The organism is Parasphingopyxis lamellibrachiae (assembly GCF_003385775.1).
Classification (GTDB): Bacteria; Pseudomonadota; Alphaproteobacteria; order Sphingomonadales; family Sphingomonadaceae; genus Parasphingopyxis; species Parasphingopyxis lamellibrachiae.
The window spans coordinates 1,531,842-1,558,446 of record NZ_QRDP01000004.1 but is presented as its reverse complement, the minus strand read 5'-3'; the positions used below and the strand labels follow the sequence as shown (position 1 = coordinate 1,558,446).

Here is a 26,605-nt window from a genome sequence, read left to right as displayed (position 1 = left end):
GTAAGGAAGGGGGATTCTCTACCGGTAAAAAATATGGTCTTCGATCTGCGTTACCCGCGGCCGCGACCGGTGGAAACGCGGCGTTACATAAGCCGCATGATAGAATACGGCTTCGCCGACGACCGGATCGCTGATCCCGTTCCGGGCATCGAGCGCAACTTCCATCGCATTTTCCCAGCGCTGATCGTTACGCGAAGGGTTATAGGCGTTGGTGTTGAAAAACTGCCCGCGCTGGTGCGCGACGGCACAGATCGAATTCGGAAAACGCGGCGATTCGACGCGGTTCATAACGAGCTGCGCAACGGCAAGCTGACCAGTCATCGACTGGTTGGCCGCTTCATGGCGGACGATTTTCACGAGGCAGATCAGATCGGCATCCACGGTATCGTCGATTGCCGCGACTTCGGTTACGGGGGCTTCCGCTTCCACTGCCTCTTCCGCGATGGTAGCGGCTTCATCGTCGAGCTGGATGACAGGTTCCAGAATTTCGGAACCCGGCACTGCGACAGGGCTTTCGATACCGCTGGCGGCAAGCAGCTCACCATCGACATCGTCAAGAACGGTGTCTTCGCTTCCAAAAGCGAAACCGGTTGCCATCGGTAGGGTGGCAACCGCAACCGCAGCGACTGCGGCCATTCCAAAAATTATGCGTTTACGTCCAAAGGACATAAAGTCTCCATCAGATGCGCCAAATGGCGCGGGTCGGCGCCAAAAACATACTCAAAACTACTTGCTGACCCGCTCTGCATTTCACGGCTTGCAAGATGGACGCAGGGGCGACGCATCTGTGCCTTGTTCGAGCACCTACCTAAATTGTGCAGTGCAGCATTACAAGCTGATTACGATGAGCTGAGGACCCAACGGGACGACTTGCGCAACAAAATTACAAGATATCCGTTAGGTGAAATCCGGTAAGCCATTGAATTATAACGAGGCTGAGTCAGTTCCAAAAAGAAACACGATGAATTTTCGATGAAATTTGCTCTTTGCGGTTTCGACTCGCCGATATGCATCTGGCTCTGCTATTCAGGTTTTAGAGAATCGCCCAGAAGCACCTGCAGAACAAGAGATGAGGATGAAATGCGCCGATCGCCGTTGGTATCGATAGTCGCTTTTGGCATGTTTGCCGGGGCCGTGCTCGGCGGCTGTACCGAGGCGCAGACAGCGCCTCTCGGGATGGCCGCAAGCCAGGGCGCCGGTGCAGTGGCGGTCGCACCCTCGCTAACCAAAAGTGCCGCGGTTCAGAATAATATGCCCGTCAGCGCGCAAGATAGCGCGGTCGAGGCAGAACGGACGTATAGTATAGTCGGCGTCGGCGACATGATGATGGGGAGCGACTGGCCACAACCGGGCATGGATCCACGCGTCACCCCCGGCGCCAATGCATCTGCCGTACTCGGACAGGAGCTTGCGGGCATATTCACCGATGCCGATGTCGTGTTCGGCAATTTCGAGGGAACGCTCCACAGCAGCAGCAGAGAAGCGAAAGCCTGCGGCTCATCGCGCTACTGCTATGTCTTTCGCAGCCCGCCTTTTCATGCGGAATATCTGCGGCGTGCCGGATTTACGTTGATGTCGAATGCGAATAACCATTCGCGCGATTTCGGCGAAAGCGGCCGCACGGCGACTGTCACAAATCTGACCAATGCCGGCATTGCCGTGGCAGGCGGCGACCGGGATGGCATGCGCATTGCCACCCAGACGCTGGACGATGGCAGGCGGGTGGCGCTGGTCGCCTTTGGGCATAATCCGGGCCTGCTGCGCGTGCAGAATTATGCGCGCGTTACGGAAATGGTCCGCGCAGCAGATGCCCAGGCGGACATCGTGATGGTCTCCTGTCATATCGGGGCAGAAGGCGCTGCCCATGACCGGGTTACCCGGGCAACCGAAACCTATCTGGGCGAGGATCGCGGCAATCCATACCGGTTCGCACGTACCGCCGTCGATGCGGGCGCCGATATCGTGTTTTGCCATGGCCCGCATATCCCCCGAGCGGTCGAGGTCTATCAGGGGCGCTTCATCGCATACAGCCTTGGCAATTTCTGGACCTATGGCCGGTTCAACCTGAGAGGTCATAACGGCCTCGCTCCCGTTGCCCGGCTTGAGGTGGATGGCGAAGGGGCGCTGGTTTCGGCCGACATCGTGTCGGCGCGGCAGGATCGCCCGGGCGGGCCTTATCTGGATCGTAGCAATGCAGCCGCGCAGCGGATCGCGGAGCTTACAGCCCGCGACTTCCCCGAAGGCCGGGTGTCGATCGATGCAAGCGGACAGCTGGACTGGCCCCGCTAGGCTCAGCCTTGCGCCTCTCCGCTATCGAATTTGTCCAGCCGCCGGTTCCCGAATAGCATCCGGCGTTCGAGGCGCGTGCTCAGCGCTGAGTAATAGGCGCTGAGGAAAGCGCGGTCGTCTTCCCCTTCGCTCCAGTCCCAACCGATCTTGCCGCGGATCGTGGCCGCCACATTCTCTTCGGTCCCACTGTTGCCGGATCTGAGAACATTCTCCAGCGTCTGCAGCTCATATTCGCCATAGGCATCGAGCTGCGCGTCGGTAAAGGCGAAGGCCCCGGCTTCTGCGTGGTTTTCGCTGGCGAGATCGACAGCAAGCTTCCGGCGCGGAGCGTGCACGACCCAGGTTCCCGCGATGATGTCGCCGGCGCGCAGTCGATCCCTGTTGAACAGAGGAAAGAACAGGAAAAGCCCGGCCCATACCAGGCCGATCAGTGCGATAACACCATCTACCCCTTCGCCACCACCCAGAAAGGCCAGCGGCAGGAATATCTCGATCTCGCGCATCATATTGCGCGCTATGACGGCATCGGCGGTTAGCCGGCCACCATCGCGGGCCACAACGCGCAGCCCCATGACACGTTTGCCGAGAGTTGCCGAGCGCCGGCCCATTTCGAACGCGATGAAATAGAAATTCCGGAGCAGGAAAAAGCCGAGCAGCCAGATTACGCCGACAATCTCGATGCCGTCGACCGAGCCGGTGCCGAGCGTTCCGAGCCCGGCTGCGACAACGACGATCGAGAAGACCACCAAAATCGCGATCAGCAACAAAAAATCGAGAATGAAAGCGCCTGCCCGCTGGCCTGCCGTCGCCAGTTTCAGTCGCAAATCCACGCCTTCGGGGGTAATCAGCGTACGCTCGGTATGCGCGGCCGTATATGCGGGGCTAGCGCTCGCCACGGTCAAGCCTCGGAATGTAGAAATAAGTGCACCAGACTGTGATCATCAACGCCGCTATCGCATAGCGGGTCCAGTCGTCGGTGATGAGCTGGCGGCCAAAGCCTTCCAGCAAACCGGCAAAAAGCAGCATGACGATTACGCCGATCATCGCAGTTGCTGCCGTGCGCCCGGCGTTGCGGGCTGCGGCAAGGCGGGTCTGTGCTCCCGGAAACATTATCCTGGTGCCGATGTGAAGCCCCGCCGCGCCCGCCAATGCAATGGCAAACAGTTCGGTGGAGCCATGGATTAGGAGCCAGCCGCCAAGTTCGAAACCGAGCCCGTTTCCTGTGAACAGGGCGATCATGGCACCAAGGATCGCACCATTGTAGACCATCAGCAGAGCGGTCGGCACGCCAAAGGCAAAACCCAGCGCAAAGGCAAATATCGACACCTGCGAATTATGGGTGAACAGATAGGTCGCAAACACGCCCAGGGGGCTTTCCCCGCCATCGTCGTAAAGCGTTGCTCGCAAGGCTTCGGTTGTCGCATCCGGGCCCCGGTCTCCCGCAAGCTCGCCGGGAATAATCGCGCTGAACCAGTTCGGATCGTTGCTGACCAGCAGATAGGCGGCCAGCGTTCCGGCCAGCATGAGGGCGATGGACACCAGCGTTTCGCGCCACAGGGCCCGGATTGCGATCGGCCAGTCCTCGGTGAAAAAGCTTATCGCCCGCTGGCCGAAACTGGTGCGCACACCATAGACGAAGAAATAGGCCCGGGTGCAAAGCCCTTCCAGATAGGCGATCAACGCCATATCGAGCGATGTGGCGCGCGCCACGGAAAGCGCCGAGAGCGCCGAGCGATACAGGACCGGCAGCTCGAGCAGGTCTTCGTCGGAAAGCCGTTTTACCGAACCGCCCTCGGCCCGCCGCAGCAACTCTTCGAGCCGCGCCCAGTCCGCTTCGCGTTCAGCGCGGAATGTGCTGCTGCTGAAGACGGCCTGGTTGGCTACGCTATCCATCTAGATCAGGCTCCGGCGTTTGAGGTCGATGTAATTGGCAACCAGCCGTGTTCCGACCTCGTCATGGTTCGCTTCGAGCACATGTGCGCCCATCCGCTGCAGCCGCGCGATGACGATCGCCCGTTCGCGCAGCAGGGCGCTGGCTGCCACGGCGCGGGAAACGTCGTCCGGTTCCTCCGGCTTTTTTTGCGCTAGCGCCGTCAGTTCGGCATCGCGCAGCACTACGAAGAGAACGAGATGCCGGTCGAGCAGACGGCCGGCCGAGCGGAGCATGAGCTCGGCGCTGGTCGGGTCCGCGAAATCCGTAAAGACAATGACCAACGACCGGTGGTGAAGCTGCGAGGCCAGCGTCGTCAGGGCGAGCGTGTAATTGCTCTCTTCCGGCGCATATTCGATATCGGCGGCAGCACGCTGCAGGGCAGAAAAGGCCCGCGCGCCGGTTACGGTTGGGCTGGCTAGCTGCGGTCGCCCGGCAAAGGCGAACAGGCTCGCCCGGTCACCCGCCTTCAGCGCGACATAGCCAGTCAACAGCGCCGCCGAGATCGCGCGATCTATCCGCGGCAGCCCGTCAATCGGTTCACACATGGTCCGCCCGGCATCGAGCGCGAAAACGATATGGTTGTTGCGTTCGGTGCGATATTCCTTGGCCAGCAATGTCGTATGCCGCGCCGATTGCTTCCAGTCGATCGTGCGCCGATCCATGCCGGACTGGAATTCGGTCATCGAATCAAACTCGGTGCCGTCGCCCCGGTCGAGCTGGGCGATCAGACCGTAAGCGGCATCGCGCAGATAGAGCTGGATGCCCTTGTCCTGGATGAAACCGATATTGGGCGTAACGAGTATTTCCGTGCCGAAATAATCGCGCGTCTGAATCCAGGCGAGGCCGAGCGGTCCCGTCCAGCGGGCCCAGAGATGCCCGATGGTTGCCTTGCCGCGCCGATTGGCGGTGAAGACCGTGTCATGTTCGGCCCTGCCGTCGATCATGAAAGTCCGGCCACGTCGTCCGCCGCCTGCATCAAGCTTCTCGTCGATGCCCAGTGCGACTTCGATCTGTTGCGGCGTACCACGCCTTTCGATTGTGCCATCGCCTTCCCGGAAGCACAGTCGGCTCGTCACCGTAAAGGCTTCGCCGACACCGGTCGTGCTGGGTTTGTCGATCTCAACATCGAGCCGGCGTGCGCGTTTCGCAGCCAGGGCATCGAGCAGGATGAGCGCGCCCATGATCGCGATCCAGATTAGCCCGAAATACCAATATTGCGGGACAACCACGCCGATGACGAGCGCAGCCGGGGCACCGAGCGCCACTAGCACAACCGAACGGGCGGTCGGATAGATCATGCCTGTATCACCGGGGCGCTTCGACCTGTTCGATCAGTTTCTCGACAATGCTATCGGCATCGCGTCCGTCGATCTCCGCGGCGGCGGAAAGGATGACCCGGTGGCGCAGCACGGCCGGTGCGAGAGCCTTCACATCGTCGGGGATCACATAGTCCCGGCCGTCGAGCGCGGCACGTGAGCGCGCTGCACTGGCCAGCATTGCCGCCGCGCGCGGGCTGGCACCGGCATCCAGATCGGCGGTTTCGCGGGTCGCCCGGATCAGGGAAACGATGTAATTGGTGACATCGGGTACCAGCTTCACGCTGGCGACCACTTCAATCGCAGCGGCAATCAAGGCCTTGTCGGCTACACATTCAATCGCGAAATCCGCGGCCTTAGGTGCGCCGAACCGGCTGCCATGTACGGTCACGATCTTCTGCTCCTCTTCCTCGCTCGGATAACCGACGGCGAGCTTGAAGAGAAAGCGATCGAGCTGTGCTTCGGGCAGGGGATAGACGCCCTGCTGCTCGATCGGGTTCTGGGTTGCGACAACCATGAAGCGATCGGAAAGCGCATGCGTTTCCCCGTCGATTGTGACCGCGCGTTCCTGCATCGCTTCGAGCAGGGCGGCCTGGCTTTTAGGCGGTGTCCGGTTGATCTCGTCGGCGAGCAGCAGTTCGCAGAAGATCGGCCCGCGGGTGAGCTTGAACTCGCTGGTTTGGAAGTTGAACAGGTTCGCGCCGATAATATCGCTGGGCATCAGGTCCGGCGTGAACTGGATGCGGCCGTAATCGAGCCCCAGCGAGCGGGAGAAGCATTGTGCGAGGAAGGTTTTCGCCGTTCCGGGCGGACCTTCGAGCAGGCAATGACCAGAGGAAAACAGCGCGATCAGCAGGTGATCGACAATCTCTTCCTGCCCGACGATCGCCTTGGCGATTTCGGCATGAATGCTCTCGCCCAGCGGTTTGATGTCTTCAACCTTCATGAGTTACGGCCTTTCTCCATTCGTAAAGCGCCCTTGCGGCGTTGCGGATATCTTGGCGATTATGTGCGCGCTGTGCCGACAGGGCGAGCGTAGTGAAGCGGGGCATGGTCGCCGGACCCAGCCCGTCGAGCCAGCTGTCCAGCGCCTCGCCGCTGAGTTGGCGCGGATTGCCTATCGCGGCGACCGCGGCTTCGCGGGTCATGGCGGCATAGCGCTGGCTCGACAGATGTTCGCGCCTGGCGACGCGCAGCAGTTCGGCGCTGTTGTCGACCAGCGCGCGCTTGCCAAAGGCGATGGCGCGTGCGGGCCTCAATGCTGGACCGAAACGGTACATCGCCTGCACCCCGGCAAGCAGTGCAGCGGCTAGAAGACACAGGGTCATTGCAAGAAACGGCGGTTCGAAGGCCAGGGTCAGCAGGTTGCGGGAACCGCCAAAGCCGTTGGCGACAAGCTCGAACCAATAAGGGCCGCCCGATTCATTGAGCTCGGCGAGTAGCAAAAGTGCCGCGCGCGCGCTGCCGGGGTCGGCCAGTGTCTGGTTGTTCAGGAAATCGGGATCGGAAAGGATGTAGATTTCGGTGTCGGTAACCTGGGCCAGGACGGATTCGTTCTTCGCGGTTTCCATCAGCGGCATCAAGGCCGGGCCGGAGATGGTCTGTAGGTCGCCTGGCGTCAGGAATTCGGTATCCCTCAGCATCCCGCTCTGCAGGCGCGATCCGGCAGGGGTCGCGCTCGTCGAAACGGAAATATCAGCGACACCGGAGAGCATCGCCGTGACGCTTCCCCCCATGCCCGACCGAAACCATTGCACCCGGTCCCGCTCGCCGTCGACCGGCAGGGTGCCCCATTTAGGAAGGACGATCAGCAACGGCCCGGATCCCTCATTGAGCAGTGTTTCCACCCGTTCGGCATTGCTGCCCGGTTCGAGCGTGAGGAGGGTCAGTCCCGGATTGTCCAGCATCGCTTCGCTGCGCACATAACGGACATCGGCACCTGTATTCTCGAGCAGCCTATACACGCCGCGGAAACCCACTGCCGATGTCGAAAGGCCGTGCGCGCGGCCATCGCGGCCGCTGCGAATATCGGGGGCGTAAGCGGAAAGGATCAGGAACGCGGCGAAGCCGACAACGCCTGCAATCACCAGCAGGACGACGGTCCGCGCGCGGAAGGGGGATGCATTTTCGCTCATGCCCAACTCTTGCCAAAGGCGAACTGTTCATAGGCCGAACGCGCCTCCGCCCAGCCTTGTTCATCGACAGGCTGGACGGCGAAAATGCCGCGTTCGACGATATGGGCAATGGATGAGAAGGCGGTGCGGGCCGGGGCGGGCAGGGCGGCGGCGTCGGAAATATCGCGGCTGGTCAGCGCCGGGCGCATGAAATCGGGCAGTCGTTCCTCGATATCCGCAATGCTTCGAAACAATAGCAGATGCGCGGCTTCGGCATAGCGCCCCTGTTTCGCCATTGCGTCGGCCTCGCCCAGCAACCCATGGGCTGCTTTGGCTTCGGGACGCCAGTGTTCGGTGCCGGCTTCATCCTCTTCATCGCTGGCTGCAGGATCGGAAAAGCGGCGGTATAGTGCACGCCCGATACTGAACAGGATGATCGCGGCAAGGCCTCCGACGACAATCCAGAAAAGCCCCTGCCAGACAGGACCAAGCGTTTCGAGCCAGCGAAGCAGGTCGGCGAGCCAGTCCGGCGGTTCGCGGGGAACCGGCGGTTCGAACTCGGTCATCTCCGTCTGAAAACGATCGCTCTCGATCAGCTCGCGATAAGCCTGATCGAATGTCTGCGCATTTTCATTTCCGGTTGGCGGTGCCGCTGCCGTCATACGCTTCGAAATCCCCTTGCGACCTCAGACTGCATATCGCGCCTTTCGTCCCATGGCGAGGCTGGGCTGGACATTTCCGGGCCAATAAGAAAAACCGGTCTGCCCGTAACTCGCTGCGAGCGTAGGAGAAACAATGGCGACGCTGCCTTCGGAAAACCCCCGGTTCAGCTTTGGCGCGACCGTGAACGACATGTTTTCGGCGATTGGCCGCAATTTTCTGCTGATGACGGGCCTGGCCCTGATCTTTGCCGGTGTGCCGAACGCCGTCTATTCGGTGGTTACGCTCAATGCCATGGAGGGTCTGTTTGGCGTGGCATCCCCGGATATCAGGCAGATATTGACCGATTGGAGATTGCTTCTTGGCGGCGGCTGGCTGGTTGTGACCCTGTGCGGCGTCTTTGCGCAGACGGCGATATCCTGGGTGGCGCTGCGCGGGCCGGATGAAGCATCGCCGTCCATTGGCGATGCCGTTGGCGCCGCACTGCGCCATTTTTTCCCGGTGCTGGGAATCATGCTGATCTATTATCTGGCGATATTCCTCATCGCCGGGTTGCCCGCGATGGCGCTTTTCGGGCTGGCTGGCGTCTCTTTCACGGAGGGCTTTTCCAATCCCGATGGATTGGTCGCCGCCAGCCTTTCCATAATGCTCGTCACGCTGTTCGTGATCTTCCCCCTCCTGCTGTTCCTGATGGTCGTCTGGATCGCCGCCATTCCTGCGGCCATCCAGGAACATCTCGGCCCGATCAGGGCGCTTGGGCGAAGCTGGGCGCTGACCAGCGGACATCGCTGGAAGCTTCTGGCGATGGTCATCATCTTTTCCATTGTGGTGATGATGGTTTCGGGCACGTTGAGCGCGGCGACAATGCCGATGATGGCGTTCGACATGTCTGGCGGGGGCAATCCGTTTTCCTGCATGATGCTGGCGACGGTTCTGCAATCCCTGCTCGGATCGCTGACACTGGTCGTCACCTATCCGGCCCTGACCGCGACCTACATGAATTTGCGGATCGCCAGGGAGGGTCTTCTCCGGGAGAATGTGGGCGATATTTTCGATTAACCCAAAACGCCTTTGGACCGGGATGGTTCACCGGGCTATGAGGGGATATTCATTCAGGAGATACAGATGAAATTGGGATCGCTCAAGGCAGGCCGGGACGGGCAGCTGGTCGTTGTCAGCCATGATCTCGCCTGGTGTGCGGATGCATCGCACATCGTGCCAACGCTGCAGGCCGCGCTCGACGATTGGGATAGTGTCGCACCGCAGCTTCAGAATCTGGCGACGGATCTGGCGCACGACGTGATACCCAAGCAACGGTTTCACGAGCATGATGCAGCCTCGCCACTGCCGCGCGCCTATCAATGGGCGGATGGCTCGGCCTATGTGAACCATGTCGTCTTGGTGCGGCAGGCCCGCGGTGCGGAAATTCCGGACAGTTTCTGGGAAGATCCCTTAATGTATCAGGGCGGCTCGGACGGGTTTATCGGTCCGCGCGATCCGATTCCGCTTCCCGACGAGGAATGGGGCTGTGATCTCGAGGCCGAGATCGTCGTCGTCACCGGCGATGTGCGGCAGGGCGCGAGCCGCGAAGAAGCGCTTGGCGCGATCCGGCTGGTGGGGCTCGTCAACGATGTATCGCTGCGCAACCTGATCCCGGCGGAGCTCGGCAAGGGATTCGGTTTCGTCCAGTCGAAGCCGGCCAGCGCCTTTTCGCCCGTGTTCGTGACGCCAGACGAACTGCCGGGCTGGAAGGACGGCAAGCTGCACGGACCGCTGATGGTCGATCTGAACGACAAACCGTTTGGGCGGGCCGATGCGGGCGAGGATATGACCTTCGATTTTGGAACGCTCGTCTCGCATCTCGCCAAGACGCGCAACCTGATCGCGGGTTCGATTATCGGATCGGGCACCGTCTCCAACCGCGATGCCGATGGCGGCCCGGGCAAGCCGATCGACCAGGGCGGGCTCGGTTACAGCTGTCTCGCCGAAGTTCGCATGGTCGAGAAGATCCTCGAGGGCGAGATGAAGACGCCTTTCCTCTCGCACGGCGACACCGTGCGCATCTGGATGGAAGACGAGCACGGCCATGCCACGTTCGGCACGATCGAGCAGGAAGTGGTGAAGGTTTAGTATTTGTCAGATTCAACCTGGCGGTTAAGCGCTGCACCGGATTTTGTTTGTCAGACCTTCGGCTTCGCCTCAGCCGCCGCACCGGCCCGCTCCCCCACCCGGCCTCCCAATGAGTTTACCCTGTGGGAGGCCGGGTGGGGGAGCGGGTCGGTGCGGCGATTTCGCGCTAACGAAGGTCTGGCAGACAAAAAGGTCCGACAAGTTACCTACGCGTCCAGTTCTGCGACTGGCAGATAATTCCGCCGAGCACGCAACCCGTAACGCGCAATGTCCCGTCCCGGTTCAGCCGAAGGCGGGCATTGTAGCTCCGGCCGTTTTCCGGGTCGTAGACCTGCCCATGACGATATTGGCCGCGGTCGAACCGGAAACCGGTAAGCACGCGCGATCCCTCTATCCTGCGGTTGCGCAGATTGGGATCGGGATTGTTGACGTCGCGCTGGCCTGCTTCGGTCGGTACGAGGATGCGGGTGATCCGGCCGCATAGCGTTTCGCCGCACCGTCCGATGGCGATCACCGCGCGATTGTCTTCGGTCAGCCAGTTTCCGGTGATGCCGGATTGCGCGGCGGCAGGCGCGGACAGCGCGAGCAGGCCAAGCATTGCTGCGAACGAAAAGAATTTCATCAACCTCTCCAACATATTGGATCGCCCCGATCAGATCGCGCCTAGCGCGATTTCCCCTGCTGCACTAGACCCGGACATCTGCATTGCCGCTGAACGGAGTAGGGCTGGATGAGCGACGGGGAATGGGTGATCGGTGTTGTCGGCGGTTCGGGGTTGTATGCGATCGATGCGCTGGAAAATGCTCAGTCGATCCGGGTTGAGAGTCCCTGGGGGGAAGCGTCGGACGAGCTCGTGATCGGCGAGATTGCCGGCAAGCGTTTCGTGTTCCTCCCGCGCCACGGCAAGGGCCACCGGATATCGCCGAGCGATCTCAACTTCCGCGCCAATGTCGATGTGCTGAAGCGTGCCGGTTGCACCGACTTGATTTCGCTTTCCGCCGTGGGTTCGCTGCGCGAGGATCTGCCGCCGGGCAAGTTCGTGATCGTCGACCAGTTTGTCGACCGGACCTTTGCGCGCGAGAAGAGCTTTTTCGGGGCCGGTTTGGTCGCCCATGTCTCGATGGCCGATCCGGTGTGCGGCAGGCTTTCTGATATGACCGAAGCTGCAGCGAAGGCGGCGGGCGCAGACGTTCATCGCGGCGCAACTTATCTGGCGATGGAAGGGCCGCAATTCTCCTCGCGCGCCGAGAGTGAGCTCTATCGCCAATGGGGTTGCGACGTGATCGGGATGACGGCGATGCCGGAAGCCAAGCTCGCGCGGGAGGCGGAGCTGCCTTATGCGCTCGTCGCGATGGTCACCGATTACGATTGCTGGCGCGACGATACGGCCGATGTCGAAGTCCACGATATTCTCGAAACCTTGCAGGTCAATGCCGGCATGGCTGCGCAAACGGTCGTCGAGTTTGCGAAGGCTCTACCCGATGAACGCCCCGCCAGCCCGCTCGATACGGTTCTCGATCACGCGATCATCACTGCACCGGATGCGACCGACCCGGCGTTGAAAGCGAAGCTCGATGCGGTTGCAGGCCGGGTTTTCGCGGCGCGAGCTGGTTGATAGCAAGTCTCAACCTGCCAAGGAAATGCTGACGATAACTAAGCTGTGCAGCTCGCTCCGCCCAGCACGCAGAAACGCGCGCAATGGGGGTGATTGAGCGGCACATCGCGGCTGGCTTCGGCCAGAGTTTTGCCCATCTGGAAATCCTCGCCGTAAGGCAGCAGCGTACAGGCGGTGACCATCGGCCCGTCCGCGCCTTTGTGTTTCACCACCATCCGGCTCGATGCGCACATCATCGCATCCGGATCGACATCGAGTATGCCCCAACAGGCGGTCGTGATCTCGGGGACGTCTGCGTCCGCGTCCATTTCCGGGAACAGGACGAGCCGGGCCGGGTCCAGAGCGTTGATCGCGATTCCGGTTTCCGCGAACAGCGCCGCATAGCCGCTACGCGCCATTGCATCGTCTTCATGCGCGAGATGACGTCCGGCGACGGCGATGGAAAAGCCGTTGTCGGATAGCCATTGAAGGCCGGCCATGCCCGTGTCCCAGCTATCGGCGCCGCGTTCGGCCTCATGCGCGGTCTGGGTGTAATGATCGAGGCTTACGCGGAAGGTCATCCGGTCGCCGTAGCGCGCCTTCAGGTCGAGCAGCGCCTCTTCGAACCGCCGCATCGGCCGCATCGCATTGGTGAGGATAAGCGCCTCGAACCCGCGCGCAAGGCAGCTTTCGAGCATCGAAATCATGTCACGATTCATGAAGGGTTCGCCTCCCGTGAAGCCGATCTCGCGCGTTTCGAGTTCATCGCGCTCAATCTCGTCCAGATAGGCGTCGACCTCAGCGAGCGTCAGATAGACGAGCGCATCATTGGTAGGAGAGCTTTCGATATAGCAGCTCTTGCAGGCGAGATTGCAGAGCGTTCCCGTGTTGAACCACAGCGTCTCCAGCCGATTAAACGCAATGTGCGCGCGCGGCTCGCCCTTGGCCGTTACAGCCGGATCGCGGAACTTGTCCCGTGCGATCGGCGCTGCATCGGCGATTTCGAACGGCGAGGGGCCGGGAAGGGGCTTGGTGGCGATGGCGGGTGGTCCTTTGTGTCGATCCGCTGATAGGGGCTGCAGGCTCTAAAGCAAATATTTGGCGCGAAACTGCGCCCAGCGTTTCGCCGTGTTGCCGAAGATTGTCGGCTCCCAGACGGCAAAGCCGGCCTGCTTGGAGATGTCGGAACGTGTCGGATAGGGGACGATGGCGCCGCCGATCGCAAAGGCATTGGCCTTGCCGCCGATGGCCAGGCTCCAGGGCAGCAGCAATTCGCCGGCATGCGGGCCGACCACGGTCACGCCGAGGATCTTCTTGCCCTTGCGGATGACTTTCAGGAAGCCGTGCGCATCGTTCTCCGCGCGGGCCCGGTCATTCCCCGCAAAATCCTGTCTGGTGATGGCGATTTTGTCGCCATATTTTTCGCGTGCGTCTTTCTCGGTCATGCCGACATGGCCGAGCTCGGGATCGCTATAGGTGACCCAGGGGAGCGCCTTGTAATCAGCCTTGCTAGGCAGGCCGAGCGCGACCTGCAGCACGATGAGTGATCCTTCATAGCCCGAGGCATGGGTGAAGCGCGGGCCGACCCGGCAATCGCCGATCGCATAAATGCGCTTGTTCGAAGTCCGGCGTCGCGCATCGACCGGGATACCGCGCGGGCTCCATTCGACGCCGCCGTTTTCGAGGCCGAAGCCGGTGAAATCGCACGTTCGGCCCGTGGCGACGAGCAGATGGCTCGCCTCGACCGGATCGCCGCTATCGGTTTCGATACGGACACCGCCGCCCACCGGGCTGACTTTCACGACATCGGTGCGTTCGTGCATGACGACGCCCTCATGCTCCAGCTTCGCCTTGACGACGGCAACCGCTTCCGGGTCGTCCTTGCCGAACACCGTGCCGCGTTCGAACACCGTCACCTCGCTGCCGAGGCGGCGGAAGCTCTGGGCCATCTCCATGCCGATCGGGCCGCCGCCCATGATCGCCAAGTGGTTCGGCCGCTCGGTCAGGCCGAAAATCGTTTCGTTGGTCAGATAGGGCACGTCCCCGATCCCTTCCACCGGCGGAATGAAGGGCTTGGACCCAAGGGCGAGGCAGATGCGCGGCGCTTTCAGCCTCTGTCCGTTGACCTCTATCGTCGACCCGTCAATCATTTGCGCCGTACCGCGAAAAACCTCGACACCGAACTCCTCTTCGAAACGCTCCTGGGAGTCGTCTACGGCAATGGCGGCAATCGCGGCCTGCACATGATCGTGCACTGCCTTGAAATCGATTGCGGGATCGACATTGGCGATGCCGTATTTTGCGCTCTCGCGCATCGCCTGGGCGCGCCGCGCCGCCGTTATCAGGGCCTTGGAGGGGACGCAGCCGGTATTCAGGCAGTCGCCACCCATAGGGCCTTTCTCGATCAGCGCGACCTTCAGGCCGAATTGCGCGCAGCCGCCGGCAGCGGTCAGCCCGGCGGATCCCGCGCCGATTACGATCAGGTCATGCGTGCGTTTCACGTCGATCCATTCCTTACCATTGCCGGGACTTGCCATTATTTGGGCTTGTCGCTGCCCGTTGCGGTGCTGCCTCGACCAGGATTTTCGCGACGAGTCCGATAGAAGTTACAATGCCCGCGCATTTGTGTAACCGGACGGTGCATCAATACGAAGCCCATCTCAACATCCCTCCCGCCGGAGACAACAGTGAATATCGAGAATAGCCGCGACTATTATGGCCAGGTTCTACAAGGCTCCGACGATCTGAAGACGGACGCCTGTTGCACGATGGAAGCGCCGGTGCCTGAAGTTATCGCGGCACTGGCCCATGTCCACCCAGATGTGAAAGCGCGCTATTATGGGTGCGGCCTGATTGCACCGGAGGCAGCTGCCGGCATGCGCATTCTCGATCTTGGCAGTGGATCGGGTCAGGACGCCTATTTGCTGGCCCAGCTGGCGGGTTCTGAGGGCAGCGTTGTCGGGGTCGATACGACGCCCGAACAGCTTGCTGTAGCCCGCGAGCATCTAGATTGGCACGCGGACCGGTTTGGCTATCGCAATGTCGAATTTGTCGAAGGCGATATCGAGCGGCTCGATACGCTCGATCTGAAGCCGGCCAGTTTCGATCTCATCGTCTCCAACTGCGTGATCAATCTGGTTGCGGACAAGGCTAAGGTGTTTCGCGATGCCCATACCCTGCTGAAACCGGGGGGCGAATTCTACTTTTCCGATGTTTACGCCGAGCGCCGCGTGCCCGCCGCTTTGCAGGCCGATCCGGTGCTGCACGGCGAATGCCTGTCCGGCGCGCTCTATTGGGGCGATTTCGACAGGCTGGCGAAAGAGGCCGGTTTTCGCGATCCCCGGCTCGTGACCGACCGGCCCCTCGCGATCGGCGATCCGGCCGTTGCCGATAAAGTGGCGGGCATCCGTTTCTTCTCCGCCACCTATCGCCTGTTCCGAATCGACGAATTGGAACCGCGCTGCGAGGATTATGGCCAGGCCGTCCGCTACAGGGGCACGATCCCCGGCCATGAGCGCGCCTTCACGCTCGACGGGCATCACTTCATTGAGAAAGGCCGGATGTTCGCCGTATGTGGCAATACGTGGCGGATGCTCGCCGACACACGCCTTGCCAATCATTTCGAGTTCTTCGGGGATTTTTCGACGCATTTTGGCATCTTCCCGGGCTGCGGCGATCTGATGCCTTTCAGGGAAGCGCCCGCGAGCGACGATATTTCGAGTTGCTGCTGAATTGACCTGTTATCTTGTTACCGGAGCGGCGGGCTTGCTCGGCGGCGAAATCGCGGCGGCGCTGGCCGACAAGGGGCATCGCGTGATCGGCCTTGTTCGCAAGAGCCGGACCGTGATGCGCGGCAATGGCGAGCAAATGCCAGCCGGCGACTGGCAGGGCGGCATACCCGAGCCGGGCAAAATCCTGCTTGTCGAGGGCGATGTCCGCGATCCGCATCTCGGCCTGGAACGCCAGGCTTATGACCGGCTGGCCGGGCAGGTGGATCGCATCGTCCATTGCGCGGCAATCGTGCAGTTCGATGCCGATCCGGAAATCTATGAAGCGGTCAATATCAATGGCACGGGCCATGTGATCGATTTTGCCAGGGCTCGTCCCGATGCTCCTGCCGCGCTCGTTGCCGTCAGCACTGCCTATGTCTGCGGAGAACGCGACGGCCCGATTAGCGAAGCCGATGCGGAAAAGCCCGATCGGTTCGCCAATCCTTATGAAGCCAGCAAATTTGCTTCGGAGGCCAAGGTCCGCGAAGTGATGGCCGACGGAATGGCGGCGGCCATCGCCCGACCAAGCATCGTGGTAGGGCGCTCAAAGGATGGCGTAATTGCCGCATTCGATACGATCTACATGGCATTCAAACTGCTGGCTGAGGGGCGTATCAGAACGATCCCGTCAACGCCGGGCGCGACGCTCAACTTCGTGCCGCTCGACCACGCCGTAAATGGTATCGTAACGATTGCCGAACGGATCGAAGAGGCGCAGGGCAAGGTCTTCCATCTTGTCGCCGGCTCTCCGATGCCGGTGGCCGATTTTTTTGCGCTGGTGCGTGACTATCCGCAATTTTCCAATCCGGACCATGTTCCGCCGGAGCGGTTTGATCCCTCGATGCTGTCGCCGCTCGAACAGCGTTTCCATCGCCGCGTTGCCGCGCTCTACACGAGTTACTTCCAGCGTAATCCTTTGTTTTTGGAGAGTAATACCGAAAATCTCATGGGATGCGGAGGGCCAGCCGCCGACGAGGCTCTGATGCGCAGGCAGATCGACTTTGCGATTGGCGCAGGCTTTCTTCCCGCCGAGTCGGTCACGGCCTGACACGCCTGTCCGGCGTTCGCCTGCAAAGCAGCACCAAAGTGGGACGGCCGAAACGGTTATCCACAATCTGGGTCAAGCCTTGTGGTTAATCTTCACAAGAAATTGCCGTTCCGGCGCATTTTAACCCTTTATTTAGGGTAAACGGTCTTCCCAAGGTCCGGTCATCCGGTCATAAAAGTGTCTGATTCTTTCAGCTTGATGAGAGGCGGCCTTACGGTGAGCGCACCTTTTCGGTTTCCCAGATTTTTCGTAACGGCGCCCAGTCCGTGCCCCTATCTGCCCGGCAAAACGGAACGAAAGGTGTTTACGGAGCTGCGCGGGCCGCACGCGCCGGAACTTAATGAGGCGCTCGGGCGTATCGGATTCCGGCGGAGCCAATCTGTCGCCTATCGTCCGAGCTGTGCCGGATGCCAAGCATGCGTTTCCGTCCGTGTGATTGCCACCGAGTTCAAGCCCAATGCCACCCAGCGCCGATTGATGCGGCGTAACAGCGATCTCGAGATCAGCGCCTGCGAGGCTTGGACTACGGAAGAGCAGTTCGCATTGCTGCGCCGCTATCTGAGCGTTCGCCATCCCGATGGCGGAATGCACGATATGGACGAGATGGATTTTGCCGACATGGTCGAGCAAACACCTGTAGATACGTTCATGATCGAATATCGCGAACCGAGCGTGGATGGAAAGCCGGGCCGGTTAATTGGGGCCTGTCTGACGGATCGCCAGTCTGACGGCCTTTCGATGATTTACAGCTTCTTCGATCCCGATCACCCCGACCGGGACGGGCTGGGCAATTATATAATTCTCGATCATATCGTCCATGCGGCGAAAGCGGGATTGCCGTATGTCTATCTCGGCTATTGGGTCGAGGGCGCACCGCGCATGCGGTACAAGGTCCGTTACCGGCCGCTTGAAAGGCTCACGCCGAAGGGCTGGGAAGCATTCGAACCGCAGCCCGTGCAGAAAGTATCCGCCAAGACGATGCTAGCCAGCGCCGAATAGCCGGACTGGCCTTAGCGGTCATTTTCCATAAAGGGCGGCATCGGAATGGATGCGCGAGCCTCGACAAGTGCAAGCGCCCATTTGGATGAAAGCAAATCGAAATATTCGTCCGTTTCCTCAATTCGGAGAAACCGGACAGCTTTACTCTCGTTTGTTGGAAATATCGCCAGATCGAGGGGGCGTCCGACACTGAGATTGGACCGCATCGTTGAATCGAACGAGACGAGCCCCGTTTTCACAGCATCGTCGAGCGGTGTTTCATATTCGAGCGCGCGATCCAGCATCGGCTTGCCATATTTGGTCTCGCCAATCTGCATGAAGGGTCGGTCGGGCTGGCAACTGATAAAATTGCCTTCCTTGTAGATGTGGAAGAGTCTCAGGGGCCGTCCCTTGAACCGTCCGCCCAGGAGCATTGACCCGGAAAAGCTGTACTGGCTGTTTTCGCCCGCAGCATCCTTGATCTCGTCGCTGGCCAGATGGAGCGCTTCGCCGACAAGGCTGGCCGCGCGGTGCATGTTCGGCATGTCACGAACAAAGCGTCGGCCGTCGCTGTCTTCATCTTCTTCCAACCCCTCTTTGAGAAGTGCGAAAGCAGACTGTGTTACCGAGAGATTGCCTGCTGTGCAGGCGATGATCGTGCACTCCTCGCTCTGTTCTATGATGTGGAGCTTCTTGTAGGAGGAAATATTGTCGACGCCCGCATTGGTGCGGGTATCGGCCATCATTACAAGCCCGTCTTTCAAAAGCATTCCGAGGCAATAGGTCATAACATTCCGGTCGATAAAATCGTGATGTCAGCGGTTAGCCGGGAAGAACAGTGGCGAAAAGGACTGAATTTCACGAGGACGCAAATCTTCCTGTTCCGGCTTCCCGCCTAATTTTGCGACTGGCTCTGGGCTTGCGTAACGCGCACGTCAACGGAAAGCGATTCATCGCCGCCGCCTACACGCCGCCCGGCAATGGGTGCGGCGTCGCGATAGTCGAGGCCGATGGCAGTGCGAACATAGGCATCGTCCGGGCTGATTCCGTTGGCCGGATCGAAACCGACCCATCCGATCGACGGCAGACAGGCTTCTGCCCATGCATGGCTGGCTTCCTGCTGCTCCGCACCGTCGCGGCGAAACAGATGGCCCGAGACATAGCGGGCCGGGATGCCCATCGCGCGCGCGGCGGCGCAGAAGATATGGGCATGGTCCTGGCAGACACCCTGGCTCGCTTCGAATGCTGTAGCGGCATCGCGCTCCACCGCGTCGAGTGTCGGCTCGAAATGAATGCGCTCCAGCAAGCGCGCCATAAGAAGGTGCATCCGCTCCAGCGGGTCCTTTTTCGCTTTCGCTATCTCTTTTGCGAATTTCCGGATTGCCTCGTCGGCCCGGCTCAGCCCCGTTGTGCGAAGAAAAGCCTGAGTGGGCAGCCTCTCGCCAGCATCCTCGACCATTCCCGAACGGTCGTCGGTAAGCACCTCGCCCGACACACGCAGCGCAACATTGCTGATCGGCCCGTCGATATAGAGCGTGGTGACATGGTTGCCGAAGCCGTCGCGATGGTTGCGCAGCCGGGCGTCGCAATCGACATCGATGTGCCAGTCGACAACATGCTGGGCGGCAAAGTTGATTGGGGTGACCCGTAACAGCTGAACAAGCCTGCGCTGCGGCTCGCTAAACACATAGTCCGTGCGATGGTCGACATGGAGGCGCATTTAATCGAACCGGAACTGTCTGGTGATGGCCTGGCTCAGCAAGCGGTTTTCCTCGATAAAGGACTGGAGATACTGGTGCAGGCCGCCCGTGATGATCTGGCGGATTTCCGTTGCCCTGATCCGTTGCTGTCGCAGTCGTGCAAGCCGGTCGGCCTCACCCTGATAGCCGGTGAACTTTCCCAGTTCCAAAAGCAACGAAGCCACTTCATGGACTGTGGCGGCAATCGATCGCGGCAGTTCGCGCCGCAGGATCAGCATTTCGACCACGCGCCGCGGCGAAAGGCCATCGCGGTATAGCCAGCGAAAGGCGGTGTTGGCGGAGACGGTCTGGAGGATCGTACCCCATTGATCGCGATCGACCATGCCGCCCACTTCCTCCCCCTCCGGCAGGATGATGTGATATTTGACATCTATCAGCCGGGCGGTGTTGTCGGCGCGCTCGACATTTTCGCCCAGCATGAGGAAATAGTAGCTTTCCTGCCGGAGCATCCGGTGAAGGGCGCCTTCGAAGCCGCGATTTTCCGCGATCAGCGCTGCGAGCAGATTGATCGTTCCCTGCGCGCTCCCGACCGAACTGCGCCCGTCAATACCAAGCCAGGCTCGGTTGATGGATTCCCACCCCTCGCGGGTCAGGGCCGTACGGACGGCACGGGCATTCATCCGCGCGGTATAGAGACAATTGTGGATCGAGTTGGGATTGTCTTTCGAAAAGGTGAGGAAGTTGGCAACATTTGTCGGTGTTATGGATTCATCCGTTTGCTCGAAATCCTCGCGCGCAGCGGCAACGGAAAGGGCGCTAGACCATGCCGCTTCGCCCGCCGGACGTGCGGAAAGCGCGTCGAGCCGGAGAGTCGCTTCGACTAGGCGCGCGGTAAATTCCGCACGCTCCATATAGCGGCCAATCCAGTACAGGTAGGAGGCGGTACGGGCGAGCATCAGTCCTGCGCTTCCGCCCGTTCGCTCTCGGGCCGCAGGACAAGGCTGTCCTTCGTTCCGCCGCCCTGGCTCGAATTCACGACCAGCGATCCTTCTCGCAAGGCTACCCGCGTCAGGCCGCCCGGAACTGTCGTCACACTTTTACCGTCTGACAGGCAGAAGGGCCTGAAATCGACATGCCGGCCCTTGATACCCTTGTCGGTCAGTGTCGGCACCGTGGAGAGGTCGAGTGTCGGCTGCGCGATATAACCGTCCGGATTGGCCTTGAGCGCGGCCCGAAATTCCTCGATTTCCTCCTTTGTCGATGTCGGGCCGACAAGCATGCCGTAACCGCCCGACCCGTCGACTTTTTTCACCACCAGGTCGGCGAGATTGTCCAACGTGTATTTGAGTGCATCGCGCTCGCGGCAGCGCCAGGTTTCCACATTGGGAAGCCTGGCATCCTCACCCGAATAGTATTTCACGATTTCCGGCATATAGGAATAGATCGCCTTGTCGTCGGCAATACCGCCGCCCGGCGCGTTAATCAGGGTCACATTACCCGCGAAATAGGCGGCCATTAGCCCGGGTACGCCGAGCATCGAATCCGGCCGGAAGACGAGGGGATCGAGAAAGTCGTCGTCGATCCGGCGATATATTACGTCGACTCTCTTGCGGCCCTCGATAGTGCGCATCCAGACGATATCGTCGTCGACGACAAGATCGGCAGCCTCGACCAGTTCGATCCCTATATTGTCGGCGAGGAAGCTGTGCTCATAGAAGGCGCTGTTGAAATGGCCGGGCGTCAGCAGTACGCAGCATGGGTCGCCCGGTGCGCCTTCCGGCGCAACCGCCTGCATCATCCTGCCCAGAGCGTCGGGATAGCCGTCCACCGGTTCCACCTCGAACGTCTCGAACAGTTCGGGGCAGAGCCGGAGCATCGCCTCCCGATTCTCCAACATATAGGAAACGCCGGACGGCGTGCGCGCATTGTCTTCCAGTACGAGAAACTCGTCGGGTCCGGTTCGCACCATGTCGATCCCGCAGATATGCGCATAGATGCCATGCGGTGGGCGATGGCCGTTGACCAGCGGAGTGAAGCCCGGGTTACACAGGACGAGATCTGCAGGAACCACACCGTCTTTCAGAATTTTCCGGTCGCCATAAACATCTTCAAGGAACATGTTGAGCGCCGTTACGCGTTGCTCCAGCCCGACGGAGAGCGAACCCCATTCCGCAGCGGTAAAAATACGCGGAACGATATCGAAGGGGATGATCCGTTCCGCTTCGTCTTCATCGCCATAGACGTTGAACGTGATACCGAGCTGTCGGAAGGCGGCTTCTGCGGAGTTCTGACGGCGGCCCAGTTCGCGTCTCGGGGTTTCGCGGATCCATTGTGCGATGGACTCAAAACCGGGCCGGGGCTTTCGCCCCCTGCTCTTTCCCCAAATCTCGTCAAAATATGTTCTTGCCATTGTGCATTGTAATCAATGCACGAGCGGGGTCTTTTGTTCAACTCACCTGGCGGCGCTTGGCGATATGAGCGCGCATATTGCCGGTCAGGAAGGCCGGGACGGAGTTTGGGCCGCGGGCAGATGAAAAAGGCCGCGGCCTTTTCATGCCGCGGCCTTGCCCCATTATCAAGATTCGGAAACCCCGCTCAGTAGCGTGAAACGATCAGGCGACCTGCGCCTGTTCTTCCTCTTCCGGGTCGCGCAGCACATAGCCGCGGCCCCAGACGGTTTCGATGTAATTTTCGCCGCCGGATGCGAGGCTGAGCTTCTTTCTGAGCTTGCAGATGAAGACGTCGATGATCTTGAGTTCCGGTTCGTCCATGCCGCCATAAAGGTGGTTCAGGAACATTTCCTTGGTCAAGGTCGTGCCCTTGCGTAGCGAGAGCAGCTCGATCATCGCATACTCCTTACCGGTCAGGTGAACGCGGTTGCTATCCACTTCAACGGTCTTGGCGTCGAGATTAACGGCGAGCTTGCCGGTCTTGATAACCGACTGGCTATGGCCTTTGGAGCGGCGCACAACAGCATGAATGCGGGCGACCAGCTCTTCGCGGTGAAACGGTTTGGTGACATAATCGTCAGCGCCGAAGCCGAAGCTGCGGACTTTGCTGTCCATCTCGGCAATGCCGGAAAGAATGAGCACCGGGGTCTGGACCTTGGATAGGCGCAGCTTTTTCAACACGTCATAGCCGTGCATGTCCGGCAGGTTCAGGTCGAGCAATATGATATCGTAATCATAGAGCTTGCCCAGATCGAGGCCTTCTTCGCCAAGATCGGTGGTATAAACATTAAAGCCTTCGGTCGTGAGCATCATTTCAATGCTCTTTGCCGTGGTGGGCTCGTCTTCGATCAGCAGCACGCGCATCAGGTTACCCCTTGTTTGTGGCACCGAACGAGAACATGTCCCGAACGGCTGAGTGCAATTCATTAACCATGAGAGATATGAACGCAAAAGGTTAAAGGCCCGTTAACTCCGCGAGTCGCGCACCTGTGACATTTGGGACTCAGTGGTTTGCGGGCTGGAATTGTGGGTCTTTTCCCATGACGACCGGCCGAACCGTTTGGCCAGAAAATCGACCAAAGCCGTCACGCGCGTCGGGCGCAGGCTACCGGGAGGGGTGACCAGATGGAGCGCGACGGACGGCGCCGACCATTCTGTCAGCAATTTTTCCAGGCCCTGCCCGTTCTCATGCTGTTGCAACATGAAGTCGGGGACAAGCGCTATGCCATGTCCGGCTTTGAGAGCCGGTATCATCGCATCGCTGTTATTGGCGCGCAGCGGGCCGCTTGGCCGAATATGCGCTTCCTCGCCATTTTTGTGAGTGAAGCGCCAGCTCTCCGGATTGGGCAGATAGGCATAGCAGAGACAATCATGGTCTTTGAGTTCCGATGGGTGCGCGGGGCGGCCGCGGCTTTCGAGATAGGCTGGCGAGGCGACCAGATGGCGGCTGACCGGCGCGAGGCGGCGCGCTTTCAATGTGCTGTCGGGCAATGCGCCGATCCTGAGCGCGGCGTCGAACCCGCCAGCGACAATATCGACGACCTCGTCGCTCAGATGGAGATCGATGGCGATATCCGGGTAGAGCGCCAGAAAATCCGGCAGTGCCGGGCCGACATGGGCAATGCCGAAACTCATCGGCGCGGCAAGGCGGACCAGCCCGCGCGGATTGGTTGCTTCGTCGCGCGCGGCGTCCTCCGCTTCCTCGCCAAGGCTGAGCAGTTGCTGAGCTCTCCCGGCAAGCTCCCGTCCGCTTTCCGTCAGCGACAGATGGCGTGAGCTTCGGTGGAAAAGCTGCACGCCCAGGGACCGTTCGAGCCGGCTGACGGCCTTGGATACGGTCGCCTTCGAAATCGTGAGCTCTTCCGCAGCAGCAGTGAAAGACCGCAGTTCGACGACTTTGGCGAATATCGCCCAGGCTTCGAGATCGGGTAGATTGGGCATAAAATGGAAACGATGCTTTTCCAATGTTTCTATTTATTGCCAATCGCAGAGCGCTATCTGGGTGTCAACGAGATAGTAAAGCAAGGAACAGTCAGATGATCGAGAAACGCCCTTTCACCAGTCTTGGCCATGCCAATCATGGTTGGCTCAATGCCCGCCACCATTTTTCCTTTGGCGATTATCGTGATCCCGCACGGATGGGCTGGGGCGCGCTTCGCGTCTGGAATGATGACGAGATTGGCGCGCAAAGCGGTTTTCCCACCCATCCGCATCGCGATATGGAAATCGTCACCTATGTTCGTCAGGGTGCCATCACGCACCGCGATTCCATGGGCAATGAAGGCCATACTCTGGCCGGCGATGTCCAGGTGATGAGCGCCGGTACGGGCATTCAACACAGCGAATATAATCTCGGCGACCAAGAAACCCGGCTGTTCCAGATATGGATTGAGCCGAAGGAGAATGGCGGCATGCCGCGCTGGGACGCCAAGCAGTTTCCCAAGGGCGATCGTGCCGGCTCGCTCGAAGTGTTGGCCAGCGGTTTCAACGCCGATCTTGAACAGGGCGCATTGTGGATCCGCGCCGATGCCCGGCTCTCCGGTGCCACGCTAACGAGTGGTACGGAGATCGAACATGAAATTGCGGAGGGATATCGCGGCTATCTGGTCGTTTCGGAAGGGCGGTTGCGGGTCAATGGCGTTGATCTCGACGCCCGCGATGCCGCTGCCATTGCCGATGAACCGTCGCTCAGCATCGAAGCGCTGGACGATACCGAGTTTCTCCTCGCTGAAGTTCCAGCCGCCACGCACTAGCGAAAGAGGGGCCTGACCGCTCCTCGTTCGATCTCACACCCGATTTTCCCATTTTCCATCGTTCCAAGGAGATTCCGATGTCCATTACCCATGCTCCCACCCTGCTGCGTATCGATTCCAGCGGTCGTTCCGCCGGATCGAATTCCCGTGCGCTTACCGATCATCTGATCGCCAAACTCGCGGCGGAAAATCCTGATGCGGCAATTGTAGCGCGCGATGTTGCCCAGGGTTTGCCGTTTGTTAGCGACGATTGGATCAACGCCAATTTCACAGCGGCGGAAGAGCGGGATGACAGCCAGGCAAAGGCTCTGACGCTTTCCGATACGCTGGTCGCTGAGCTTGAAGCGGCCAAGATAATCGTAATCGGCACGCCCATTTACAATTTCGGCATTCCGGCAAGCCTCAAAGCCTGGATCGACATGGTTGCCCGTGCGGGCAAGACCTTCAAATATACAGACACCGGGCCGGTCGGCCTATTGGAAGGCAAAAAGGCCTATGTGGCAATTGCCTCCGGCGGAACCGAAGTCGGCAGCACGATCGACTTTGCCAGCGGGTACTTGAAACATGTGCTCGGCTTTCTCGGCATTCATGACGTGGCGTTTTTCGCCGCCGATCAGTTGATGATGCATGGCGATGAAAAGGTTGCGGCAACCAAGACGGCCATCGACGCTGTGGTTTAGCAGGACACCGCTTTCTGTTGCTTGCCGCGCACCGCACTGTCATGGCGGGGCGCATGTTGGATGATCGCATCCTCTTCTCCGACGGCGAGGCTATCGTCATCGACAAACCTGCCGGTTTGCCCGTAACGCGGACGAAGCGCGGCGGTGATTGTATCGAGGACCGGCTAGAGGAATTGCGCATGGGCTTTGCCCGGTCGCCGATGATTGTTCACCGCCTCGATCAGGATACCAGCGGCTGCCTTTTGCTCGCGCGCAATCCCAAGGCGCTTAAGCGCTTCAACCGGAGTTTTTCCGAGGGTCTGATAACCAAAGTCTATTGGGCTGTGCTCGATGGCGAGACCGATGGCGAAGAGGGGCTGATCGATATCCCGCTTGAGAAAAAGTCGACCCGCGAACGCGGCTGGTGGGTGGAGGGGAGCTCGCGCGGCAAACCAGCAAGGACGCACTGGAAACGGCTGATAACGGACGGCGGCAAAACGCTGATCGAATTTCGACCTGAGACGGGGCGAACGCACCAGCTGCGCGTCCATGCACAAGAGGGGCTCGGCGCACCGATCATGGGCGATCCGGTCTATGCCAATGGCAAGGGGCCGATGCTGCTCCATGCGCGGTCGATCGGTGTGCCCCGCCAGGGCAAGGCGGCGATCGAGGCGGAAGCCCGGGTGCCGGACAGTTTCGGCGACTGGACGCCTGGCTAACCGAAGGGTTGCGTTTGCTGACCCGATTTGGACAGCTCCTCCCGAGTTCGGTTAAAGGGGCGCATGGCCGGTTTCGATTTCTCCACTATTCCTCCCGATGCCGTCGAGGAGCGCCATCTCTCTGGCACGGGCCCTGGTGGGCAGAATGTCAACAAAGTGGCGACGGCCGTGCAAATGCGTATCAACGTCTTTGCGCTTGGTCTGGCGCCGTCGATATATCGGCGACTGCGGGAACTGGCCGGCAACAGGATGACCGCAGAGGGTGTGCTTGTCGTTACCGCGCGCAACCATCGGAGCCAGGAAGCCAATCGCCGCGAGGCCATTGCCCGGATTACCGCATTGCTCGAAAAAGCCCATCACCGCCCAGCCCGCCGGATAAAGACCAAGCCGAGCCGCGCGGCCAAGGCAAGGCGGGTGGACAGCAAAAAGGTGCGCGGGCAGATCAAACAGGCGCGCGGTAAACCGCAAATCGACTAGAATCAGGACCGTTAC

General features: G+C 60.3%; 27 protein-coding genes. 11 read left to right on the top strand and 16 right to left on the bottom strand.

What is annotated here, in order from left to right:
* Positions 1 to 18 precede the first annotated feature (18 nt).
* On the bottom strand, positions 19 to 636 hold the full coding sequence (locus DFR46_RS07775) for a cell wall hydrolase (protein ID WP_116235929.1): 618 nt from the start codon (positions 634 to 636) through the stop codon (positions 19 to 21).
* A gap of 444 nt (positions 637 to 1,080) precedes the next feature.
* Between DFR46_RS07775 and DFR46_RS07770 the strand changes: the two genes are divergently transcribed.
* On the top strand, positions 1,081 to 2,289 hold the full coding sequence (locus DFR46_RS07770; RefSeq protein WP_162843423.1) for a CapA family protein: 1,209 nt from the start codon (positions 1,081 to 1,083) through the stop codon (positions 2,287 to 2,289).
* Positions 2,290 to 2,291: 2 nt separating this feature from the next.
* Here the strand turns inward: DFR46_RS07770 and DFR46_RS07765 are convergent, their stop codons facing one another.
* Genes DFR46_RS07765 through DFR46_RS07740 form a run of 6 tightly spaced genes read right to left on the bottom strand, consistent with a single transcriptional unit; the run spans position 2,292 to position 8,314 of the window.
* Complete coding sequence (locus DFR46_RS07765) at positions 2,292 to 3,185, bottom strand: RDD family protein (protein ID WP_116235927.1); 894 nt, start codon at positions 3,183 to 3,185, stop codon at positions 2,292 to 2,294.
* Positions 3,172 to 4,182: a stage II sporulation protein M gene (locus tag DFR46_RS07760; RefSeq protein WP_116235926.1), complete on the bottom strand. Its 1,011-nt coding sequence runs from the start codon at positions 4,180 to 4,182 to the stop codon at positions 3,172 to 3,174. The genes DFR46_RS07765 and DFR46_RS07760 overlap by 14 nt, the downstream gene beginning before the upstream one ends.
* Positions 4,183 to 5,520, bottom strand: coding sequence for a DUF58 domain-containing protein (locus DFR46_RS07755; RefSeq protein WP_116235925.1), 1,338 nt, complete (start codon positions 5,518 to 5,520; stop codon positions 4,183 to 4,185).
* A gap of 7 nt (positions 5,521 to 5,527) precedes the next feature.
* Positions 5,528 to 6,484, bottom strand: coding sequence for an AAA family ATPase (locus DFR46_RS07750; protein ID WP_116235924.1), 957 nt, complete (start codon positions 6,482 to 6,484; stop codon positions 5,528 to 5,530).
* A complete protein-coding gene (locus DFR46_RS07745) occupies positions 6,474 to 7,673 on the bottom strand; it encodes a DUF4350 domain-containing protein (protein WP_116235923.1) in 1,200 nt (399 codons plus the stop codon). Before DFR46_RS07745 ends, DFR46_RS07750 begins: the two co-directional genes overlap by 11 nt.
* On the bottom strand, positions 7,670 to 8,314 hold the full coding sequence (locus DFR46_RS07740) for a hypothetical protein (protein ID WP_116235922.1): 645 nt from the start codon (positions 8,312 to 8,314) through the stop codon (positions 7,670 to 7,672). Before DFR46_RS07740 ends, DFR46_RS07745 begins: the two co-directional genes overlap by 4 nt.
* 133 nt (positions 8,315 to 8,447) lie before the next feature.
* Between DFR46_RS07740 and DFR46_RS07735 the strand changes: the two genes are divergently transcribed.
* Positions 8,448 to 9,371, top strand: coding sequence for a DUF7847 domain-containing protein (locus DFR46_RS07735; protein WP_116235921.1), 924 nt, complete (start codon positions 8,448 to 8,450; stop codon positions 9,369 to 9,371).
* 66 nt (positions 9,372 to 9,437) lie between these two features.
* Positions 9,438 to 10,442, top strand: a complete 1,005-nt coding sequence (locus DFR46_RS07730; RefSeq protein WP_116237222.1) for a fumarylacetoacetate hydrolase family protein — start codon at positions 9,438 to 9,440, stop codon at positions 10,440 to 10,442.
* A 202-nt stretch (positions 10,443 to 10,644) separates the two neighbouring features.
* On the opposite strand, the gene DFR46_RS07725 is transcribed toward DFR46_RS07730, so the two are convergent.
* On the bottom strand, positions 10,645 to 11,064 hold the full coding sequence (locus tag DFR46_RS07725; RefSeq protein WP_162843422.1) for a DUF2147 domain-containing protein: 420 nt from the start codon (positions 11,062 to 11,064) through the stop codon (positions 10,645 to 10,647).
* 108 nt (positions 11,065 to 11,172) lie between these two features.
* Here DFR46_RS07725 and DFR46_RS07720 point away from each other — a divergent pair, with 108 nt between their 5' ends.
* Positions 11,173 to 12,057, top strand: coding sequence for an S-methyl-5'-thioadenosine phosphorylase (locus tag DFR46_RS07720; RefSeq protein WP_116235919.1), 885 nt, complete (start codon positions 11,173 to 11,175; stop codon positions 12,055 to 12,057).
* 38 nt (positions 12,058 to 12,095) lie between these two features.
* On the opposite strand, the gene DFR46_RS07715 is transcribed toward DFR46_RS07720, so the two are convergent.
* Both DFR46_RS07715 and DFR46_RS07710 read right to left on the bottom strand, forming a co-directional pair.
* Entirely contained in the window at positions 12,096 to 12,935 is an 840-nt protein-coding gene (locus DFR46_RS07715) for a radical SAM protein (protein ID WP_281270040.1), read from the bottom strand.
* A 186-nt stretch (positions 12,936 to 13,121) separates the two neighbouring features.
* The gene (locus tag DFR46_RS07710; RefSeq protein WP_245953742.1) at positions 13,122 to 14,573 is read right to left on the bottom strand and encodes a dihydrolipoyl dehydrogenase family protein; all 1,452 of its coding nucleotides are present in this window, start codon (positions 14,571 to 14,573) and stop codon (positions 13,122 to 13,124) included.
* 150 nt (positions 14,574 to 14,723) lie between these two features.
* Here DFR46_RS07710 and DFR46_RS07705 point away from each other — a divergent pair, with 150 nt between their 5' ends.
* The 3 genes from DFR46_RS07705 (at position 14,724) to DFR46_RS07695 (ending at position 17,853) form a co-directional block, all read left to right on the top strand.
* Positions 14,724 to 15,767: a methyltransferase domain-containing protein gene (locus tag DFR46_RS07705; protein WP_116235917.1), complete on the top strand. Its 1,044-nt coding sequence runs from the start codon at positions 14,724 to 14,726 to the stop codon at positions 15,765 to 15,767.
* A 1-nt stretch (position 15,768) separates the two neighbouring features.
* The gene (locus DFR46_RS07700) at positions 15,769 to 16,854 is read left to right on the top strand and encodes an SDR family oxidoreductase (protein ID WP_116235916.1); all 1,086 of its coding nucleotides are present in this window, start codon (positions 15,769 to 15,771) and stop codon (positions 16,852 to 16,854) included.
* A gap of 216 nt (positions 16,855 to 17,070) precedes the next feature.
* The gene (locus tag DFR46_RS07695; RefSeq protein ID WP_116235915.1) at positions 17,071 to 17,853 is read left to right on the top strand and encodes an arginyltransferase; all 783 of its coding nucleotides are present in this window, start codon (positions 17,071 to 17,073) and stop codon (positions 17,851 to 17,853) included.
* 11 nt (positions 17,854 to 17,864) lie between these two features.
* Here the strand turns inward: DFR46_RS07695 and DFR46_RS07690 are convergent, their stop codons facing one another.
* The 6 genes from DFR46_RS07690 to DFR46_RS07665 all read right to left on the bottom strand — a co-directional run bounded on the left by DFR46_RS07690 (position 17,865) and on the right by DFR46_RS07665 (position 23,923).
* The gene (locus DFR46_RS07690; protein ID WP_281270039.1) at positions 17,865 to 18,602 is read right to left on the bottom strand and encodes a proteasome-type protease; all 738 of its coding nucleotides are present in this window, start codon (positions 18,600 to 18,602) and stop codon (positions 17,865 to 17,867) included.
* A gap of 125 nt (positions 18,603 to 18,727) precedes the next feature.
* Positions 18,728 to 19,552, bottom strand: a complete 825-nt coding sequence (locus tag DFR46_RS07685) for a transglutaminase family protein (RefSeq protein ID WP_116235913.1) — start codon at positions 19,550 to 19,552, stop codon at positions 18,728 to 18,730.
* Positions 19,553 to 20,488: an alpha-E domain-containing protein gene (locus DFR46_RS07680; RefSeq protein ID WP_116235912.1), complete on the bottom strand. Its 936-nt coding sequence runs from the start codon at positions 20,486 to 20,488 to the stop codon at positions 19,553 to 19,555. It abuts the gene before it with no gap.
* A complete protein-coding gene (locus tag DFR46_RS07675; protein WP_116235911.1) occupies positions 20,488 to 21,942 on the bottom strand; it encodes a circularly permuted type 2 ATP-grasp protein in 1,455 nt (484 codons plus the stop codon). Before DFR46_RS07675 ends, DFR46_RS07680 begins: the two co-directional genes overlap by 1 nt.
* A 202-nt stretch (positions 21,943 to 22,144) precedes the next feature.
* Positions 22,145 to 22,846 (bottom strand): response regulator transcription factor CtrA, encoded by a 702-nt coding sequence (gene ctrA / locus DFR46_RS07670; RefSeq protein ID WP_116235910.1) that lies wholly within the window; start codon positions 22,844 to 22,846, stop codon positions 22,145 to 22,147.
* A gap of 102 nt (positions 22,847 to 22,948) precedes the next feature.
* Positions 22,949 to 23,923: a LysR family transcriptional regulator gene (locus tag DFR46_RS07665; protein ID WP_116237220.1), complete on the bottom strand. Its 975-nt coding sequence runs from the start codon at positions 23,921 to 23,923 to the stop codon at positions 22,949 to 22,951.
* Between the two features lie 95 nt (positions 23,924 to 24,018).
* Between DFR46_RS07665 and DFR46_RS07660 the strand changes: the two genes are divergently transcribed.
* The 4 genes from DFR46_RS07660 (at position 24,019) to arfB (ending at position 26,590) form a co-directional block, all read left to right on the top strand.
* Positions 24,019 to 24,735, top strand: coding sequence for a pirin family protein (locus DFR46_RS07660; RefSeq protein WP_116235909.1), 717 nt, complete (start codon positions 24,019 to 24,021; stop codon positions 24,733 to 24,735).
* A 77-nt stretch (positions 24,736 to 24,812) separates the two neighbouring features.
* Positions 24,813 to 25,415, top strand: coding sequence for an FMN-dependent NADH-azoreductase (locus DFR46_RS07655; protein WP_116235908.1), 603 nt, complete (start codon positions 24,813 to 24,815; stop codon positions 25,413 to 25,415).
* 53 nt (positions 25,416 to 25,468) lie between these two features.
* Positions 25,469 to 26,113: an RluA family pseudouridine synthase gene (locus DFR46_RS07650; protein WP_116237219.1), complete on the top strand. Its 645-nt coding sequence runs from the start codon at positions 25,469 to 25,471 to the stop codon at positions 26,111 to 26,113.
* A gap of 63 nt (positions 26,114 to 26,176) precedes the next feature.
* The gene (gene arfB, locus DFR46_RS07645; RefSeq protein ID WP_116235907.1) at positions 26,177 to 26,590 is read left to right on the top strand and encodes an alternative ribosome rescue aminoacyl-tRNA hydrolase ArfB; all 414 of its coding nucleotides are present in this window, start codon (positions 26,177 to 26,179) and stop codon (positions 26,588 to 26,590) included.
* Positions 26,591 to 26,605: the final 15 nt, after the last annotated feature.

What these genes read in the sequence shown, in the direction of transcription:
- DFR46_RS07775 (WP_116235929.1), bottom strand. Translation starts at nt 636, where the DNA reads ATGGCCGCAGTCGCTGCGGTTGCGGTTGCCACCCTACCGATGGCAACC.
- DFR46_RS07770 (WP_162843423.1), top strand. Translation starts at nt 1,081, where the DNA reads ATGCGCCGATCGCCGTTGGTATCGATAGTCGCTTTTGGCATGTTTGCC.
- DFR46_RS07760 (WP_116235926.1), bottom strand. Translation starts at nt 4,182, where the DNA reads ATGGATAGCGTAGCCAACCAGGCCGTCTTCAGCAGCAGCACATTCCGC.
- DFR46_RS07755 (WP_116235925.1), bottom strand. Translation starts at nt 5,520, where the DNA reads ATGATCTATCCGACCGCCCGTTCGGTTGTGCTAGTGGCGCTCGGTGCC.
- DFR46_RS07750 (WP_116235924.1), bottom strand. Translation starts at nt 6,484, where the DNA reads ATGAAGGTTGAAGACATCAAACCGCTGGGCGAGAGCATTCATGCCGAA.
- DFR46_RS07745 (WP_116235923.1), bottom strand. Translation starts at nt 7,673, where the DNA reads ATGAGCGAAAATGCATCCCCCTTCCGCGCGCGGACCGTCGTCCTGCTG.
- DFR46_RS07740 (WP_116235922.1), bottom strand. Translation starts at nt 8,314, where the DNA reads ATGACGGCAGCGGCACCGCCAACCGGAAATGAAAATGCGCAGACATTC.
- DFR46_RS07735 (WP_116235921.1), top strand. Translation starts at nt 8,448, where the DNA reads ATGGCGACGCTGCCTTCGGAAAACCCCCGGTTCAGCTTTGGCGCGACC.
- DFR46_RS07730 (WP_116237222.1), top strand. Translation starts at nt 9,438, where the DNA reads ATGAAATTGGGATCGCTCAAGGCAGGCCGGGACGGGCAGCTGGTCGTT.
- DFR46_RS07725 (WP_162843422.1), bottom strand. Translation starts at nt 11,064, where the DNA reads ATGAAATTCTTTTCGTTCGCAGCAATGCTTGGCCTGCTCGCGCTGTCC.
- DFR46_RS07720 (WP_116235919.1), top strand. Translation starts at nt 11,173, where the DNA reads ATGAGCGACGGGGAATGGGTGATCGGTGTTGTCGGCGGTTCGGGGTTG.
- DFR46_RS07710 (WP_245953742.1), bottom strand. Translation starts at nt 14,573, where the DNA reads ATGGCAAGTCCCGGCAATGGTAAGGAATGGATCGACGTGAAACGCACG.
- DFR46_RS07690 (WP_281270039.1), bottom strand. Translation starts at nt 18,602, where the DNA reads ATGCTTTTGAAAGACGGGCTTGTAATGATGGCCGATACCCGCACCAAT.
- DFR46_RS07685 (WP_116235913.1), bottom strand. Translation starts at nt 19,552, where the DNA reads ATGCGCCTCCATGTCGACCATCGCACGGACTATGTGTTTAGCGAGCCG.
- DFR46_RS07680 (WP_116235912.1), bottom strand. Translation starts at nt 20,488, where the DNA reads ATGCTCGCCCGTACCGCCTCCTACCTGTACTGGATTGGCCGCTATATG.
- DFR46_RS07675 (WP_116235911.1), bottom strand. Translation starts at nt 21,942, where the DNA reads ATGGCAAGAACATATTTTGACGAGATTTGGGGAAAGAGCAGGGGGCGA.
- ctrA (WP_116235910.1), bottom strand. Translation starts at nt 22,846, where the DNA reads ATGCGCGTGCTGCTGATCGAAGACGAGCCCACCACGGCAAAGAGCATT.
- DFR46_RS07665 (WP_116237220.1), bottom strand. Translation starts at nt 23,923, where the DNA reads ATGCCCAATCTACCCGATCTCGAAGCCTGGGCGATATTCGCCAAAGTC.
- DFR46_RS07660 (WP_116235909.1), top strand. Translation starts at nt 24,019, where the DNA reads ATGATCGAGAAACGCCCTTTCACCAGTCTTGGCCATGCCAATCATGGT.
- DFR46_RS07655 (WP_116235908.1), top strand. Translation starts at nt 24,813, where the DNA reads ATGTCCATTACCCATGCTCCCACCCTGCTGCGTATCGATTCCAGCGGT.
- DFR46_RS07650 (WP_116237219.1), top strand. Translation starts at nt 25,469, where the DNA reads ATGTTGGATGATCGCATCCTCTTCTCCGACGGCGAGGCTATCGTCATC.
- arfB (WP_116235907.1), top strand. Translation starts at nt 26,177, where the DNA reads ATGGCCGGTTTCGATTTCTCCACTATTCCTCCCGATGCCGTCGAGGAG.